This window comes from Salmonella sp. 741265073_HBA (assembly GCF_046569105.1).
Lineage (GTDB): Bacteria > Pseudomonadota > Gammaproteobacteria > Enterobacterales > Enterobacteriaceae > Salmonella > Salmonella enterica.
Genome location: NZ_JBKFRY010000012.1, coordinates 17,083 through 34,119, shown reverse-complemented (window position 1 = coordinate 34,119; position 17,037 = coordinate 17,083). Strand labels below are relative to the sequence as shown.

Here is a 17,037-nt window from a genome sequence, read left to right as displayed (position 1 = left end):
TTATCATGCCTGATTTATCCGCCGCGGAGTTTACCTTATTACAGGGTGCGCACCTGTTTGCGCCAGAAGACCGGGGCATCTGCGATGTTCTACTCGCGAATGGCAAAATTATTGCCGTCGGCGCTGACATCCCCGGCGATATCGTACCGGACTGTACGGTGATTAATCTTAGCGGTCGTATGCTGTGCCCGGGCTTTATCGACCAACACGTTCATCTGATCGGCGGCGGCGGCGAAGCGGGGCCGACGACGCGGACGCCGGAAGTCTCCCTGAGCCGCCTGACGGAAGCCGGGATAACAACGGTCGTCGGTCTGCTTGGCACCGACTCCGTCAGCCGTCATCCCGCGTCGCTGTTAGCCAAAACGCGAGCGCTAAATGAGGAGGGGATCACCGCCTGGATGCTCACGGGCGCTTATCACGTTCCGTCGCCGACCATTACTGGCTCGGTAGAAAAAGACGTCGCGCTGATCGATCGCGTCATTGGCGTGAAATGCGCAGTCTCCGACCACCGTTCCGCCGCGCCCGGCGGGAATCAACTCGCCAGCATGGCCGCCGAATCACGCGTTGGCGGCCTGCTGGGCGGCAAACCCGGTGTCAGCGTTTTTCATATGGGCAGCAGCAAAAAAGGGTTACAGCCGCTATATGACATCCTGGAAAACAGCGACGTGCCGATCGGTAAACTGTTGCCTACCCACGTCAACCGTAGCGAATCGCTTTTCGAGCAGGCGCTGGCGTTTGCGCTTAAAGGCGGCGTAATCGACATTACCACCAGTATCCCGGATCCCGTCGCGCCGGCGGAGGGCATTGCCAGAGCGGTAAAAGCCGGCGTCCCGCTTTCCCGGGTGACGCTCAGTTCAGACGGTAACGGCAGCCAGCCGCTATTTGACGCTGCCGGAAATCTGACGGGCATCGGCGTCGCGGGCTTCGAAAGTTTGCTGGAGACGTTGCAGACGCTGGTTAACCACTACGGATTCAGCCTGACCGATGCTCTGCGCCCGCTGACGACCAGCGTAGCCGCCTTCCTCAGTCTGGACGACAAAGGCGAAATCCGTCCCGGTAACGATGCGGATCTGCTCGTCTTTAGCGCAGATTTACGCATTGAGCAGGTGTATGCGCGCGGCAAACGCATGGTCAATGAGGGGAAAGCCTGCGTAAAAGGTACCTTTGAACCGGCGTAATTCCCGCTAGTTTCAGGATGCCCCATCACGGCATTCTGAAAGAGGACGGGATAAGCGGTTGTCAGCCGCCCGAATGGACGTAGAATGCCTCTTCGGGCGGCTGACAGGATAACGGTAAATGGATGTAACTGGAGCAGGTTTGCACAATATTGAGACAAAATGGCTATATGATTTTCTGACGCTGGAAAAGTGCCGCAATTTCTCTCAGGCCGCCATTATCCGCAACGTATCGCAACCCGCTTTTAGCCGGCGGATTCGCGCCCTGGAACATGCCGTGGGCGTTGAACTATTTAACCGACAGGTCTCGCCGCTACAGCTTTCCGAACAGGGTAAAATCTTTCACTCCCAGGTTCGCCACCTGTTACAGCAGCTGGAAAGTAATCTGACCGAACTGCGCGGCGGCAGCGATTATACGCTGCGTAAAATCAAGATTGCCGCCGCCCACTCGCTCTCCCTCGGCCTGTTGCCGACCATCGTTAAGCAGATGCCGACGCAGTTTACCTACGCCGTTGAGGCGATAGATGTCGACCAGGCGGTGGATATGTTACGTGAGGGGCAAAGCGATTTTATCTTTTCTTATCACGATGAAAACCTGCAACAAGCGCCGTTTGATAATATCCGCCTGTTTGAGTCGAGACTGTTTCCGGTTTGCGCTAACAATGGCCGGGGCGAGCCGCGCTATACGCTTGAGCAGCCGCACTTTCCCCTGCTTAATTACAGTCAGAACTCCTATATGGGCCGGCTGATAAATCGTACCCTGACTCGCCATGCTGAACTGAGTTTCAGTACATTTTTCGTCTCTTCGATGAGCGAATTGTTAAAACAGGTTGCGATGGACGGCTGCGGAATCGCCTGGTTGCCCGAGTATGCTATCCGTCAGGAGATTACTGACGGGCGCCTGATCGTGCTTGATGCCGACGAACTGGTTATCCCGATCCAGGCTTATGCTTATCGCATGAATACCCGCATGAGTCAGGTAGCCGAAACATTTTGGCGCGACCTGCGTGGGCTTCAGGCCGCGCTGTAAACACATCAGGCGGTAAGGCGTTGTTCCCCGGTCAAAGAGGCGCGGGTGTCTGGCCAGGACTCATACCAACGAATCGCCGCGCGCACCAGCGACGCTGTGGAATCGATCATCGGGCACGCTATCGCGCGTTCATGTCCGGCCACAATAAGCGGAATTTCGGTACACCCCATAATAATTGCCTGCGCGCCACGGGCAATAAGGCTATCGATTTGCGGCAGCAGCAGCGCTTGCGCCGCAGTTTTATCGCCACGTTTAAGCGCATAAATAGCCTGCATTACCAACGCCTGCCCCGCGTCTTCTGGCTGAATTAACGTCAGCCCCCGCGCCAGAGCTTTCTTTTGATATAACCCGGTCGCCAGCGTCGCATTGGTCGCCAGCAGACCAACGTGCCGCGCCGATGGCGGAATATCCCCCAGGGTAGCGTCCAGAATGCTGATCATTCGCGCTTTCGCGACGTTCTGTAAATCATCAAACCAATAATGCGCAGTGTTGCATGGGATAACGATACACTCCGCCCCGGCGTCTTCCAGCATATGCAGATAACGCTCCAGATAACGGTATGGCGAAGGCCCGCCGGATAACAGACATGCTGTACGATCGGGAATATCAGGAATAGAGCTGACAATGAGCGGGATATGTTGTTGATCACAACTGGCATGTCGTAATTCAACAAATTTTTCCAACATATCCGCCGTTGCCGCAGGTCCCATCCCCCCCAGTATCCCAATGGTGTGTTTCATCGCTTTTCCCGCTTATTTACGTCAAGGTCAGAAACACACTATCAACTTGATGTGTATATAAAAAATGCCGTTTTATTAGCGGCTATGCGTAAAAATCATAACGGGTGTAAGGGCCACGCGTTATCGCCTTTTCTGGCAATCGATTGGTTACATGAGCGCTCATCGACCTTCGCAAGCCGCTAAATGCCATTTCGCTACACCGCATTGCCCACTGCGAGTCCGCACGCTTGTTTTATCCTCATCGCCACAGCGCCTGTCGGTGAAGGGGCCGCCGTGTTTTGCTTTTCGACGCTAATGCGGGAATATCCCAGCGAATATGGCTATAAACCAAATCCACGGTCTCCGTGGCGCTGCCTTCGGCGTCGCCATGATTGCTCATGCGTGAAATCCGCACATTGGTGAGCGTATAAATAATAAATGGCAGCATTGCGCCCTTATCACGACGGCATAATGTCAGCACGCCTTCTTTCACCGTTTTCCCGTTACAATAGTGCTCATAGAGGCCAGGCGTAGCAAGATCGACAGGCTTTGTCAGCGTCAATCCTCCAATATATGTCCCTCTCGCTTCGCCGGACTCCCGTTTCGTCGGGTTGTGGTTGTAAGCAATAAGTTTTATTTGGTTTTCAAAACCTTTGATCCGGCTTTCGCCTTCAATACCGTCCAGTTTTAAATAGATGGCGTCCATCCCCCCTCCGTGATTATCATGCGGCAAAGCAGGCTGACAAGGACGGAACGCCAACAATGAAAGAACGTTCCATTTTCCAGCCATTTCGTTGGTGTCTCTGTATACCAGATTAAATACCGACAATCTGCTATAACTGGATTCTTGCTAAATACCTTCTGCCATCAACAATCCATTTTACAATAGCGCTACTGACCTGAAATCTATTACGCCTGGCATTCAAGCATCGTTTCCTGAATAACCATAGCCGCTATAAGAACCATATCAAAAAAGAAATATCAATATCATTTCTTATTTTTATCCGAGAAATTACTTAATTACACAGAATCGGAATATAGACAATTCTTATTCCTTTTCACATCAATGGGTTTTTTAGACTTTTGTCATATCGAAAACAACCATTCCAATAGAACATATTTACTATGTGAATATATTTAATGTTTTTATCGCGCACAGTGTTATCACAGTAATAAATGATTTGCATCAAAAATGCGCCTTTCAGCGCCACGTATTTTTGGGCAGCAAATTATAAAATCGCGTTTCAAAGTCAGTAACATGTTCTCTGTTCAGGCGATATGACTTTATGCCCGGACGACACGCCAGCCGCTTTACCCTTACGTTTAGTCGTGATACGTTAGATCACATGAACACGAAACGATCCAACGCTACGCAACGTCATCTCCGCTGGTGGCTGCCTTCCTGAAGGCGGCACGGATCACTATCCCTCTTTAAGTAGCCGCCGAAAGGCGGCTACTGTGTTTCGGGACGTCTTTCGGCTTTACAGTAAGCATAAAGGAGTCCTTAATGAACACCCTTCCCATCATTCTGACTGGCGATCGCCCCACCGGCTCGTTGCACCTCGGCCATTATGTCGGTTCACTGCGCCAGCGCGTCGCGCTACAGCAGGATCACCAACAGTATGTCCTGATTGCCGACCTGCAGGGACTCACCGATAACGGCAGTAATCCGCAAAAAATCCGCGATAATATTCCGCAAGTGTTAGCTGACTATCTGGCCGTCGGCATCGATCCCAAGCTGACGACGATCTGCCTGCAATCCGCGTTACCTGCCCTCGCCGAATTAACGGTGCTGTATATGAATATCGTTACCGTCGCCCGAGTGGAGCGTAATCCTACGGTAAAAAATGAGATTGCCCAAAAAGGCTTTACCCGTTCCCTGCCGGTCGGGTTCATGGCGTATCCCATTAGCCAGGCGGCAGATATCACCGCTTTTAAGGCCGAAATGGTACCGGTTGGCGACGACCAATTGCCCATGATTGAGCAAACGAATGAGATCGTTCATAAGATGAATAGTCTTTTCTCCTCGCCGGTATTGCGCCCCTGTCAGGCGCTCCTGAGCGATACGGGCCGTCTGCCAGGCATTGACGGCAGCGCCAAGATGTCGAAATCGCTCGGCAATACCCTGCTTCTTTCCGCCAGCGAAGAGACCATCCACCGTGCGGTCAGCGCGATGTACACCGATCCCAATCATTTAAAAATTAGCGATCCGGGAAAAATAGAAGGTAACGTCGTCTTTACGTGGCTGGATGCGTTCCATCCGGATAAAGCCAAAGTCGCGGCGATGAAAGTACATTATCAACAAGGCGGATTAGGCGATCGTGTCTGTAAAAATGAGCTGGAGACCTGCCTGCAAGAACTGATCGCGCCAATACGCGAACGGCGGGCAACCTTTATTGCGGATAAGGGAATGCTAATGGAATTGCTGAAAAAAGGTAGCGAGCGGGCGCATGAGGTCACTCAAAAGACGCTACAGGAAGTAAAACGTGGACTGGGTCTGCCCACGCTATTCCAGGTATAATCAGGCATCAACGTTGTCCAGCGGCCATGACTCAAACAGATAGCCATCAAAGTAGATGTCATCAACATTGGAAAACTCCAGCAGACGCTGCTTCACATTTTCCAGGTGCTGCCACATCGCCAGCTTCGCTGCGCGGGCGTCTTTCTTAATTAACGCTGCGAGGATCTGCTTATGATCAACCAGCCACTCCTTACGGTAAAGCGTATCGCCCAGATGGCTATGAAGCTGGAGCCACATCGGATTATTTTCACGCCATTGCCAGGACTGGCGGAAGAGCTCTACCAACATACTGTTATGGGTCGCTTCGGCAATGGCCAGATGAAACTGCATATCGCCGCTTTCTGAGCCGCCCGGCGCGCTGGAGGCGAGCTCTCGCTCTTCCAGTTGTAACGCCTGGCGCATTTTAATGATGTCTTCGCGGGTGGCCTGCAGAGCGGCAAATTCAGCGATATTGCTTTCCAGCAACTGACGCGCCTGTAACAGTTCAAACGGCCCGGCGTCATTACAGTGATTGACGTCAGCGCCTTCCATCTCGTTATTATCCGCGCTGTCGAGCACGTAGATCCCGGCGCCGCGGCGGACTTCAACCAGACCTTTAATTTCCAGCATGATCAGCGCTTCACGCACGACGGTACGCGTCACATTGAGCCTCTCAGCGATCTCTCTTTCCGGCGGCAAGCGCTCCCCGGGGCGGTACGGCGTCTGAACAATCAGATCCCGTATCATTGCGCCCACTTCCTGGTAAGGTCTTTGCTGAGAAGTGTTTGATTTCATATTGGTCGTGCCCGTCCGATGCGATTTCCCGGTATCAGACTATAGCATTTGTAAAGAGGGATAGCACGCGTAGCACACCAAAAACGCGAAACTGGTCAACCAACAAAACAATAATGCGCCCCGTTTCGCTAGTGAAGCCAGATAACCAGATAAAAGGAAAGGCAGTAGACAATACACAACTGATGTTCCATCTTTAGCCCTGATGCCTGAATATAAACACCATATTGGTTTACCAATATGAAATTTATCAACCAAAAATCAGGCCATAAAATGTGTCTGTACATTGACAGGAACAATGCCTCTGACATAGCGTGATCGGCGAAAATCCAGCCGCTCTCTTTGTATCAAGAACGCGTTATGATAAAAGACACCGTGTTTTTCGCCCCAGGCGTATCCGGGGGAAGCAACGCCTCCAGTTTGTCGAGCCGCCATCGCCGGGCAGCGATTATTCTGCATGAAATTTATGGTATTAACGCTCATATCCAACGCGCAGGCCATGAATGGATGACGCGCGGATTCGACATCTATATTCCCGCGCTGTTTCCTCACCATACCCCCTTTCGCTATGAACAGCAGGAGGAGGCTTACCGTCACTTTTCAGCAAATGTCGGCTTTGATCCCGCCGTCGTTACCACATTACTCCACGAGCTCAGAACGCAGTATGAGACGTTAATCGTCGTAGGATATAGTGTCGGCGCAACGCTCGCATGGCTAAGTGCAGCCAGTGGGTTATGCGATGGCGTCATTTGCTATTACGGTTCCCGTATACGCCAGTACCTTCATCTTGCGCCTCTCTGTCCGGCACTGGTTATTATCGCGCGCTATGAGCCGGCGTTTGATCCCCTCGCCATGCGACAGACGCTGGAAAAGCGTCCCCGGGTGCAGTGTAAAATGTACGATGCGCGGCACGGGTTCTGTGATGCTGATAGCGCCACCTTCGATGCCGCCTTATCGCATCAGGTAATGGACGATGTGAGCGCATTTATTCGCGACATCACTTGTGCAAACACATCGCCCGATTGAAGCCTGATTTTCAGCTTTAGTGGAGACTTTTTTCAACGAGCTGTTCCAGTTTTTTCAAAGCCTGTATGTCTGCGGCATCAAGACCATAACGTTGCAGCGTTTCGGCGGGATGATAACTGACCAACGTTCGCCCATCGGCTTGCTGGCTAATGAGCACCCGAAATGGTAAATCCAGCGCCAGTTCGGGATGCGCCAGCATGAGAGGCGTTCCGCCTTTAGGATTGCCAAAGACCAGAACCGTTGTCGGCGGCATTTTCAGGTTAACATTCTGTGCCGCTCTGGCATGGTCAAATTCCCCAAATAACACCAGACCGTGATCGGCGACAGCGTGCATCAACCGCGCTCGGGTCTGCAAATAGTCATAAGCGCTGTAGGTTTTAACCATGGTTATCGCTCCATCCTCCGTTGCAAAGCCAGGCCTTATTAAGATTAACATCAGGGTTACCGCCAATAAAAAAGGCTTTAAAATAGTACTCATTCTTCTCTCTCCCTGACCCAATACCCATGAGTAAATGCGGCACAGATGATATGCAGTTTAAAAATCAGTCATCATACTGTACCCCTTATTATTGCACTGAACAGCTCATCACTAAAAAAGCAGACGGCAGAACAAAAAATTCCGACGCCTGAACAAATTTAAATGAAGATGATGCAGTCTGACTGAGCGACAGCGCGATTATTATTATGGCGCGACACCATCTTCTTCAGCCCGCTGGGTAAGAAAAAATATACTCCGCTCAGTAAGATAATAGATACTACAGGCCAACTCTTCAGAGATACGGAGCATCATTGCGTAGTGATGATGCGATTTTTCTGGCGCCATTGGCAGAAATATTTCTGACTCCAGCACGTCACTTAAAAAATGAAATTTATGTACATATTCAGCAGATATAATGCCTCTCGCCATCAGATTAGCCATTAGTGTATTTAAACTATCTTGTTCATGATATACGATACTTTTTCTCTCATGAATTCTGATAAGAACGCTTCTGAAAACTGTATAACATTCTCTTACGACACAGGCAAAATCATTAAGCATCAGGCGATTATACGCTTCCATAAGATCATATTCGACAAAGCCATACTCTCCAGGGGAGTATAAATAATAACATATATTTTTAAGTCGTTTTATTCTGCGCAACCTTACAATTTTACCATTTTCATATCGATATTTTAAACTATGCTCATGAAATATATTATTTAATTTACTAATCGCCTTATCCGGTTCTAACCCAAGCGTAACTTCATAGGTCCGAAGGTAGGTATCTATATAGTTAAAAGCAAGCTCAATGGTATCAATATGCTTTCTTTTATCATCTGTTTTTAATAACAGATTACTCATTTCATCCAGATATGACGTCGAATGCGCATATAAGGTGAATAAGCCATACTCTTTGCGCAGCGTTTTACATATTCTTCGATACACTTCGTCAGAATGACTATTATGATAGCAGTATAATGTCATATCATAAAAAGAGGAGCAACTTCCTAGCGTATTGATAATCAATAAGATTATTTGCTCGCGTATTTCTAACGGAATATCTTCATATAACAGATCGCTATGCCTTAGTGAGTATGGTCTAAAGGTGTGCATTCCTCCCCCTGTAACCGCAACAGAAAAAATTACGCTATGAATAGCGCCACATTACTCTAATTCAGTGGTTCGGGTATTAATATCAGCTCAACAGTGAGACATTTTTTCTTATTTTTTAATGGTGTTGCGTGAATATTTATTTACTCTACAGATAATTGTAACCCTGTAACCCATCGCCCTTTGTCATTCTGCTGATCATCACTGGTGCGAAAATCTGGATTATCCATGGCATTCAGCCTTCACTGAATGCCACAGACAAGGGTTATTCAACTAAAGCTCACCTGTCCCTTAATCCTTCTTTCATTCCGTTACGTCGTTGCCATACCAGCACACTTAAACGTAAGGTGAGCTTATTATTTTTATCGACGGGTCAGAACAATCCTTCGCCGGTCATACAGTGTTTCAACAGAGAGCTGCAAATCATATTTCGCATTCTTCAGTTTTCGCGATTTAAGCATTTTCATCGTGACGCCACTTATTTGTCCTGTTTCAATCCGTCTCTTGATTTCGGCTGCGCTTAACAGGAGTTGCTTCTTCAAAATCGACAGCAGGCTGACCTGAAAAGAACGGGAAATCCTGACGCTAACACTGACCTGCTTGTGGGGGGCGATACTGACCAGCCACCGTTCCTGAATGTGAAAATCAGGCTGCCCCGATAATTCAGCATTGTTTCGCTTCAGGATCGCGCTGTCATAAGCAAAATATTGCACCGTGGCAGCATCATTCGCCATCAGTCGACAATAAAGATCGCGGTTAATTTTGCTGACTGGCAGGCGCGAGAACAGGGAGATATTCCAGGTGTAATCGCAGTGCGTGCATTTATAGATACTCCAGACATCGAGTACCTTCTTTTGCGAATTAACCCGAAATGCCCCAGAAGGCGTGAAGTCCCGTTTTACGCTGCATGAAGGGCAACGTTTCGCTATGCGCTGATACCCCACAGGAGTGACAGTCCATATGACTTTCATAACGTACCTTTTTTAACCCATACAAAACCGGATCCGAACTCAGCGGACCATAAATGTTTGTGTATGAAAAATATTTAAGTGATATTTTTCAGTGGATTAAAAAAAGATTTCCAACGCAACAACCCTGTCAATGGCTAAAAAGATACGCCGAGATTATCAAAGCGGCCATTATCGGGTATATGAGTTTAATCAATATTCATTATGGTAGCGGCGGGATCTATTCAACTGACTTGCTAAACGCATGATCCTCCCTTTGAGATCACACTTTTCACTCCCGGTTATTCACTTACAGAAATCAGGTGTTATCATTCACGACGTAAATACCTTTCAACTCAACCCGAGGCTTTGATGCTGGAGAATGTCATCATCTGATAATCAGTTCCCCGACCTTTTCAGGCCGGACTGATTATCAATGCGCCGAAATCGAATGCGGACACCGCAGTGTGTTTGCACGTTTTGCCTATGATGATTAAACAGGTTCTTCAGTATGAATTTATCCCGTCAGGAACAACGTACCTTACACGTTCTCGCCAAAGGCGGACGCATTACGCACATCCGCGATGCGTCAGGCCGCGTCACCGCCGTTGAATGCTATAGCCGCGAAGGGCTGTTGCTCGCCGATTGCACGCTCGCTGTATTCAAAAAACTCAAAACCAAAAAGCTGATCAAATCCGTTAATGGTCAGCCCTACCGCATTAATACAACCGGGCTGAACAACGTTCGCGCCCAGCCTGACAATCGCTAAGGAGATGATGATGGATATCAGCGCCGTTATTTTTGCAACGCATCGCATTCGGCTATTACCCGATGAAGGCAAAATCCCCTGGGACGAGCCAGCCTTCAGTCAACGTATGCTGGAAAATCATCTGTCGCAGGACCACGACTGGGCCAGCCGCCGGCTAACCGTGATTGAGCAACAGGTAACATGGATTACCCGTCAGTTACCCGCTGGCGCCCGCATTCTGGATCTCGGCTGTGGACCCGGTTTTTATACCCGCCTGTTAGCGGAGCGTGGGTTTCACTGCACAGGCGTAGATTTCTCTCCGGCATCCATCACATGGGCTCGCCAGCAGGCGCAAGCCGCAAACCTGAATATTGACTACATTCAGCAGGATATTCGTACGTACCACCCCACGGAACCTTTTGATTTCATTATGATGACGTTTGGGGAACTGAATGTCTTTAGCGCTGCTGATGCGCAAAGCCTCATCAGTTGTTGCGCGCAGTGGTTGAAACCGGACGGCAAACTTCTTGTTGAAGTGCATACCTTCGATGAAGTTAAACGCCAGGGCATGGCGCAGCCAGGCTGGCAGCGTTGTCCGCACGGCCTGTTTCTTGCCGTGCCCCATCTGCTGTTAACGGAAAATGCCTGGGATGAAGAGGCCCAAACCAGCTCAACGCAGTTCTGGGCGATAGCGGAAAACGGCTGTACCACCCGTTTCGGCAGTCAAATGAAGGCCTGGCGCGATGATGAATATATCAACCTGCTTGGTGATGCTGGATTCACTGTGTTGCAGCGCCCGGACAGTCACACCTGGCCGGTCGGCGAGACTTTTGCAGGCAAGCTGTTTGCGCTGCTGGCTGAAAAAGCAACCACTTCTGAGGGTATTGCCCTTAGTAAAAGGAATAACCCAATGGATATCCCACGTATTTTTACCATTAGCGAAAGCGAACACCGTATCCATAATCCGTTTACAGCGGAAAAGTATGCCACACTGGGCCATGCGTTACGCATGAAGCCTGGCACGCGGATTCTCGATCTCGGTAGCGGTTCGGGTGAGATGCTCTGCACCTGGGCTCGCGATTACGGTGTTACAGGTACTGGCATTGACATAAGCCCGCTCTTCACCACACAGGCAAAACAACGAGCAGAAGAGCTCGGCGTCAGTGAATACGTACATTTTATTCATAACGACGCGGCCGGTTATATCGACGAGGAAAAATATGACGTGGCGGCCTGCGTAGGCGCCACCTGGATTGCGGGCGGTGTCGCGGGGACAATAGATCTGCTGGCCAAAAGCCTCAAACCTGGCGGGATCATTCTCATCGGCGAACCGTACTGGCGTCAGATCCCCGCAACGGAAGAGATCGCCCACGCCTGTGGCGTCTCATCCGTCGCCGATTTTCGCCCCCTGCCCGAGCTGGTCGCCTTTTTCGACCAACTCGGCTATGACGTAGTGGAAATGGTGCTGGCGGACCCGCAAGGCTGGGACAGATATGAAGCCGCGAAGTGGATGACCATGCGCCGCTGGCTGGAGGAAAACCCTGACGATGAGTTTGCGCAAGAGGTTCGAACAGAACTGACGGTAGCCCCCAAACGTCACGTCACCTGGACGCGAGAATACTTTGGCTGGGGCGTATTTGCGTTAATCGCGCGATAACGTAAAGCAGGAGGTATAGCCTACAAGAGGTATACCTCCATTTAAAAGTATTCAACAAATTAACGCGGCTCAAGGCGGGAATATATCGTCTTAGAGACTATCCCAGTAGGCGTTATTGGCGCAGCCAGTTTGGACACGGACAGCGCGCAAAAACCGGAGCGTACACGTAGTACGTGAGGATTTTGAGCACTGCCCAGGTCCAAAATGGCAAGTAAAATAGCCCTAATGGGATAGGCTCTTAATTTCGCCATTAAGTTTCTGCCACAATATGTCGCAAGACGTGCAAGCGTTCCACCTCACCTGATGAGCGAAACCACCATCAATAAGACGTTATTGCTGCAATTCAATTATTAAGAATAAAAAAAGAACCAGAAGAAAATTAGAAAATGACTTATCCACCATATTAGCTATTGTTAAAATCAAAGTAATCCCCCGTAAAAGCCGGATGTTTTTATTTCTCATAGACGAGAATTTATATATTATGATATAATGCGGTAGAAAAACATGTAGGTTATTAACCTGCCATTAATGTAAATAATTTTTTGAGGAGATGTTTCCAGTGGGACGTAAATGGGCAAATATTGTTGCTAAAAAAACGGCTAAAGACGGTGCAACGTCTAAAGTATATGCAAAATTTGGTGTAGAAATCTATGCTGCGGCTAAACAAGGTGAACCAGATCCGGAATCAAACTCAGCTTTAAAATTCGTTATTGAACGTGCGAAACAAGCACAGGTTCCAAAACATGTTATTGATAAAGCCATTGATAAAGCCAAAGGTGGCGGAGATGAAACGTTCGTGCAAGGGCGTTATGAAGGCTTTGGACCAAATGGTTCAATGGTTATCGCTGAAACGTTGACGTCTAATGTTAACCGTACGATTGCTAATATCCGCACAATTTTCAATAAAAAAGGCGGGAATATCGGAGCGGCAGGTGCTGTCAGCTATATGTTTGACAATACTGGAGTGATTGTATTTAAAGGAACAGACCCTGACCATATTTTTGAAATTTTGCTTGATGCTGAAGTTGATGTTCGTGATGTAACCGAAGAAGAAGGAAACATCGTTATTTATACTGAAGCTACAGACCTGCATAAAGGAATCGCAGCGCTAAAAGCCGCTGGAATTACTGAATTTTCAACAACAGAATTAGAAATGATTGCTCAATCAGAAGTTGAACTTTCACCAGAAGATTTAGAAATCTTTGAAGGACTTGTTGATGCCCTTGAAGATGATGATGATGTGCAAAAAGTATATCATAACGTTGCAAACCTCTAATTATAAATTAAACAAATCTGTCTCTATGGCAGATTTGTTTAATTTATAAAGCTGTTATAAAAAAGTCTATCTGGCCAGATATATAGATTTTTAAATTTATGTGTCTTATCACGACCTGATCTGACACATAGCTTTGAAAGATTGAGAGTTACCGGTTTTGATATAGTGTCGAATCCTCATATAAAACATGAGGTAATTTTCATGCTTCATACAACTAATCCCGTCAGCAAGCTAAGCAAAAGCCAGCAATATCGGGCGACTTACAATCTCCCTGTGCTCTTTAAGGCACTGCCCTTATAAATTCTGCTTGTGCTCATGATGGCTCATCTGGCGCTCTACGCGTCGCTTGACTACAGGTGTGACTCCACCAGCGCGCTACAGACCATAGTGCGAGAACCGTGGCCGATTACTTTGATGCCTTTGATGTGGAGCTATTTTTTACAGATAGCGTATACCCCACTCAAAATACTCCCCCAGATCAATGCCCTCCTCTGAACACCTCCCTCTTGTGCCATTCCACAAACCGTTCACCCGGATAATTTTCTTTCATCTGCGGCAACGCGATCTCTTTCCCCGCAAAATCCCAGAACAGCCGCTGTACCACCCCGCCACCATTCACCGCGTCGGAAACCACCACGCGCATATTTTCATCCAGACCAATCGAACCACGATCGAACGCTTTATGATGAATTGCGCACAACGCCAGGCCATTAGGTACTTCACAAGGACCATGATGCTGCTTCCATCTGATATGGGCTGCTTCAAGGGCTATAGGGGCGTTGTCGTGGCGCATATTGAAGCCGCAGACCGCACATTGATAATTGTAAGCTCGTAGCACCGCCTGGCGAAACTTCGGATCGCGTTGACGGAAAGAGGTGCGAATATCAAAACCCATCTCGTCAGCGATGTCTTCCTGAATACTGGTCGGAAAATGCGCCTCAAGGATCTGCTGCGCCAGCGCGTCGATTAGCTTACGTTTTTTTGTTACCAGCGCGAAATTGTCGACATCAAACCCACCAGCAACATTATATTCAATGAGTTCACGTTTAGGTGGCTGGCGGCTACCGCTGGTTGAGCAGAATTCCGTGTTTTGCAATTCCCAGAAACCATCGCCCTTCAGACGCCAGAACGGCATATCCGGGTGCTGTTCACGGCGCTGTGGCCCATAGCGCTCCAGCAAATCCAGCAATTGCTCATGAATTTCAGAACCATAATCAAATAGACGATCGTGACTCTGCCGATAGTGCGAGAGGACATATAACAGCAATAACGGCTTATGCGGCGCTCGCTGTTCGCCTTTGCGCCAAATAGTAATATTTGATATCGCTTGCTTTAGGGTTTTGTCAGAGGTCATTACATTGAAGAATTCATGAGCACATAGTTGCGATGATGCTCGCAACTATATGTACATTCAAGACATTATTGCAGACATACTTTTTGTCTATCGGCTCTGTCCTGACGGTTAGCATGCTGATAACAACGGAAAAAACACAGCGCTCAACCGAGAAAGGTAGGTAACTTCTGGATTTTAGACATAAAAAAGATCTCAGTTGAGGTCCATTTACATGCTCCTGGTGCGAAGGCCGGACTCGCCTTTTCATTTAATCTATTGAAAATTAATGGGTTGTGAGGTTTTAGTTTGGGGATTTGCCCCCAAAATGGGACATAAAATTGAATACTGCGTGGAAGATCACAAAGTTGCGTGATTATTTTCCAGGCCCGAAACGCATTCCAGAGTAAGGCTTCTCCCGGCACTGCGTCAGTCGGGATGCTAAATCTCCCACATGCAGCTCCAGCTTGTGGCCATCCGGATCAAGAAAATAGAAAGATTGCCCTTCGCTTTTATTGTCTTTCCAGACCGTCACTCCCGCCTGTTTCAGCTTACACGAGAACGGCTCAAAATCTTCTGGCGCAATGCTGAATGCGTAGTGGGTGTAGTCACTTTCCTGCGGGGCCACGTAGTTACGGGATACGTCGTAAGAAAGGCAGACCCAAAGGTCGCCACAGGTAAGGTAAGCGCCAGTATCCCACTCAGCATGTAGCTGCAACCCCAGCAAATCGCGCCAGAAGGTCAGGCTAGTTTGCAAATTACTGACAGCAAGCGTTAAGTGGTTCAGAGATTGAAGCATAGGGATACCTATAAATTATCATGTCTTCACAGGGAACGTTCTATCTCAAAAAAAAGGAAAATTGAGATAGTTTTAAGTGGCGGTCTGTATAACTCAAATTCATCAAATTTTGAGATAGCAACATGTCAATCAAAAGATCACCGGTACTTATTGCATTGTCCCAACTTAACGGAGTGGATCTGAAACTCAACCAACACTACAGCCGCGTGACGGACGATAAAGGCCGCTATCTTCCGTTTGACGAATTCTGCCGCCGTACGTCCAGCGGAGAAAATGTCTCTATCGCCTGGACGCTTACGCGGCGCGCGCGTGACTCAGCTATGCAACGGATCCATTATCGCAACGAAACAGGCGATCAGGCTGGCTTTGTCCTTACACCTAACATCATGTCAGTGTGTGAACAGGTGGACAAGCACGCCACAAGGCTGACGCTCAAAGAACTCACCGCCAGACTCAGGGGCAGGGAAAGAGTTAACAGCACTAAGCATGGAAGAGCCCATCACCTCATCACAGCTGGAAGGCGCTAACACAACTACGCTTGTCGCGCGCGACATGTTTGAAAGTAGCAGAGCCCCCCGTACCGAAGATGAACACATGATCGCTGGTAATGCGCGGTTGATGGCCGAAATACCAGATCTGCTCCAGGAACCATTAACACCAGACTTAATCCGCCGTTTCCATGCGGTTGGAATGGGTGGAATAAATGACGAAAAATACCGTCCTGGAGAATTCCGCGACACCGATGATGTGGTGATTGCAGATTATGACGGTAACATTGTTCATCAACCGCCAGCCGCCACCGACCTGCAGGTGCGTCTGCAAATGGTGTGTGACTTCGTAAATGACACAGGATCCTACGTTCACTCCTTGGTAAAAGCCTGCGTTCTTCACTTCATGATCGCTCACGAGCCCCCTTTCAGAGACGGTAACGAGCGTACAAGCCGTGGGCTATTTTACTGGTACATGCTGAAATCAGAATACGACGTGTTTAAATATATCTCGATCAGCCAGTTACTACATGCCGCCCCGGCCAAATATGCCCACAGCTACCAGTACACTGAAACCGATGATATGGATCTGACGTACTACCTTGAATATCAGGCCAGTATTATCCATCGGGCTATGACAAGACTCTTACAGTATGTAGACGACCTGGTTGCCCGCGCGGCCCGAATTGACCATTTTTTGTATAAATCTGGGAGTTTATCGCGGCTGAGCGGAAGACAAGTCACACTACTCAATATCATTTTGGCGGAGCCTGGTAAGAAATATTCCGCAGCAGGTGTAGCGGAGGCACTGGGCGTATCGGATAACACAGCGCGTAATGACCTCCGTACCCTGGCGCGTGAAAATCTCTTAACCGAGATATCAGAAAACGACCAGAAAACGGTTTTTAAAGTATCTCGGGATCTTAGCTAATATACTGGAAGGATATCGGGAGGAAATA

15 protein-coding genes and 1 pseudogene are annotated in these 17,037 nt (G+C 48.7%); 8 read left to right on the top strand and 8 right to left on the bottom strand.

The genetic code is table 11. The features are described from left to right. Nucleotides 1-5: 5 nt before the first annotated feature. Together iadA and hypT are read left to right on the top strand one after the other, a co-directional pair. A complete protein-coding gene (gene iadA / locus ACLD3P_RS16110; protein WP_079961576.1) occupies nucleotides 6-1,178 on the top strand; it encodes a beta-aspartyl-peptidase in 1,173 nt (390 codons plus the stop codon). A gap of 118 nt (nucleotides 1,179-1,296) precedes the next feature. After that, nucleotides 1,297-2,205 (top strand): hypochlorite stress DNA-binding transcriptional regulator HypT, encoded by a 909-nt coding sequence (gene hypT, locus ACLD3P_RS16105; RefSeq protein WP_000383509.1) that lies wholly within the window; start codon nucleotides 1,297-1,299, stop codon nucleotides 2,203-2,205. Between the two features lie 5 nt (nucleotides 2,206-2,210). Here the strand turns inward: hypT and ACLD3P_RS16100 are convergent, their stop codons facing one another. Both ACLD3P_RS16100 and ACLD3P_RS16095 read right to left on the bottom strand, forming a co-directional pair. Further along, the gene (locus ACLD3P_RS16100) at nucleotides 2,211-2,945 is read right to left on the bottom strand and encodes an aspartate/glutamate racemase family protein (RefSeq protein ID WP_076728047.1); all 735 of its coding nucleotides are present in this window, start codon (nucleotides 2,943-2,945) and stop codon (nucleotides 2,211-2,213) included. A gap of 238 nt (nucleotides 2,946-3,183) precedes the next feature. Then, nucleotides 3,184-3,714 carry an Hcp family type VI secretion system effector gene (locus ACLD3P_RS16095; protein WP_000907671.1) on the bottom strand — a complete coding sequence of 177 codons (531 nt, stop codon included), beginning with the start codon at nucleotides 3,712-3,714 and terminating at the stop codon, nucleotides 3,184-3,186. A 717-nt stretch (nucleotides 3,715-4,431) separates the two neighbouring features. On the opposite strand from ACLD3P_RS16095, the gene trpS reads away from it, so the two are divergent. After that, nucleotides 4,432-5,445 carry a tryptophan--tRNA ligase gene (gene trpS, locus ACLD3P_RS16090; protein ID WP_023214700.1) on the top strand — a complete coding sequence of 338 codons (1,014 nt, stop codon included), beginning with the start codon at nucleotides 4,432-4,434 and terminating at the stop codon, nucleotides 5,443-5,445. Here trpS and uxuR read toward each other — a convergent pair whose 3' ends face one another. Further along, nucleotides 5,446-6,219, bottom strand: a complete 774-nt coding sequence (gene uxuR / locus ACLD3P_RS16085; RefSeq protein ID WP_000841654.1) for a Uxu operon transcriptional regulator — start codon at nucleotides 6,217-6,219, stop codon at nucleotides 5,446-5,448. 357 nt (nucleotides 6,220-6,576) lie between these two features. On the opposite strand from uxuR, the gene ACLD3P_RS16080 reads away from it, so the two are divergent. After that, nucleotides 6,577-7,242: a dienelactone hydrolase family protein gene (locus tag ACLD3P_RS16080; RefSeq protein WP_131046647.1), complete on the top strand. Its 666-nt coding sequence runs from the start codon at nucleotides 6,577-6,579 to the stop codon at nucleotides 7,240-7,242. A gap of 16 nt (nucleotides 7,243-7,258) precedes the next feature. On the opposite strand, the gene ACLD3P_RS16075 is transcribed toward ACLD3P_RS16080, so the two are convergent. The 3 genes from ACLD3P_RS16075 to ACLD3P_RS16065 all read right to left on the bottom strand — a co-directional run bounded on the left by ACLD3P_RS16075 (nucleotide 7,259) and on the right by ACLD3P_RS16065 (nucleotide 9,804). After that, entirely contained in the window at nucleotides 7,259-7,720 is a 462-nt protein-coding gene (locus tag ACLD3P_RS16075) for a DUF302 domain-containing protein (RefSeq protein ID WP_001654330.1), read from the bottom strand. Nucleotides 7,721-7,924: 204 nt separating this feature from the next. Beyond that, on the bottom strand, nucleotides 7,925-8,836 hold the full coding sequence (locus ACLD3P_RS16070) for an STM4504/CBY_0614 family protein (protein WP_131046648.1): 912 nt from the start codon (nucleotides 8,834-8,836) through the stop codon (nucleotides 7,925-7,927). Nucleotides 8,837-9,195: 359 nt separating this feature from the next. Next, nucleotides 9,196-9,804, bottom strand: coding sequence for a DUF1062 domain-containing protein (locus ACLD3P_RS16065; RefSeq protein WP_001635352.1), 609 nt, complete (start codon nucleotides 9,802-9,804; stop codon nucleotides 9,196-9,198). Between the two features lie 487 nt (nucleotides 9,805-10,291). Here ACLD3P_RS16065 and ACLD3P_RS16060 point away from each other — a divergent pair, with 487 nt between their 5' ends. From ACLD3P_RS16060 to ACLD3P_RS16050, 3 genes are all read left to right on the top strand, one after another. Further along, nucleotides 10,292-10,549, top strand: coding sequence for a YjhX family toxin (locus ACLD3P_RS16060; protein ID WP_001054380.1), 258 nt, complete (start codon nucleotides 10,292-10,294; stop codon nucleotides 10,547-10,549). A 4-nt stretch (nucleotides 10,550-10,553) separates the two neighbouring features. Then, nucleotides 10,554-12,185 (top strand): class I SAM-dependent methyltransferase, encoded by a 1,632-nt coding sequence (locus ACLD3P_RS16055; RefSeq protein ID WP_131046649.1) that lies wholly within the window; start codon nucleotides 10,554-10,556, stop codon nucleotides 12,183-12,185. Between the two features lie 559 nt (nucleotides 12,186-12,744). Next, nucleotides 12,745-13,461 carry a YebC/PmpR family DNA-binding transcriptional regulator gene (locus ACLD3P_RS16050; RefSeq protein WP_000532939.1) on the top strand — a complete coding sequence of 239 codons (717 nt, stop codon included), beginning with the start codon at nucleotides 12,745-12,747 and terminating at the stop codon, nucleotides 13,459-13,461. Nucleotides 13,462-13,939: 478 nt separating this feature from the next. Here the strand turns inward: ACLD3P_RS16050 and ACLD3P_RS16045 are convergent, their stop codons facing one another. Together ACLD3P_RS16045 and ACLD3P_RS16040 are read right to left on the bottom strand one after the other, a co-directional pair. Continuing rightward, entirely contained in the window at nucleotides 13,940-14,815 is an 876-nt protein-coding gene (locus ACLD3P_RS16045) for a phosphorothioated DNA-binding restriction endonuclease (protein ID WP_131046650.1), read from the bottom strand. 352 nt (nucleotides 14,816-15,167) lie between these two features. Beyond that, on the bottom strand, nucleotides 15,168-15,590 hold the full coding sequence (locus ACLD3P_RS16040; protein WP_000941935.1) for a fosfomycin resistance glutathione transferase FosA7.2: 423 nt from the start codon (nucleotides 15,588-15,590) through the stop codon (nucleotides 15,168-15,170). 122 nt (nucleotides 15,591-15,712) lie between these two features. On the opposite strand from ACLD3P_RS16040, the pseudogene ACLD3P_RS16035 reads away from it, so the two are divergent. Further along, nucleotides 15,713-17,009: pseudogene (locus ACLD3P_RS16035) on the top strand (Fic family protein). The last annotated feature ends 28 nt before the right edge of the window (nucleotides 17,010-17,037 follow it).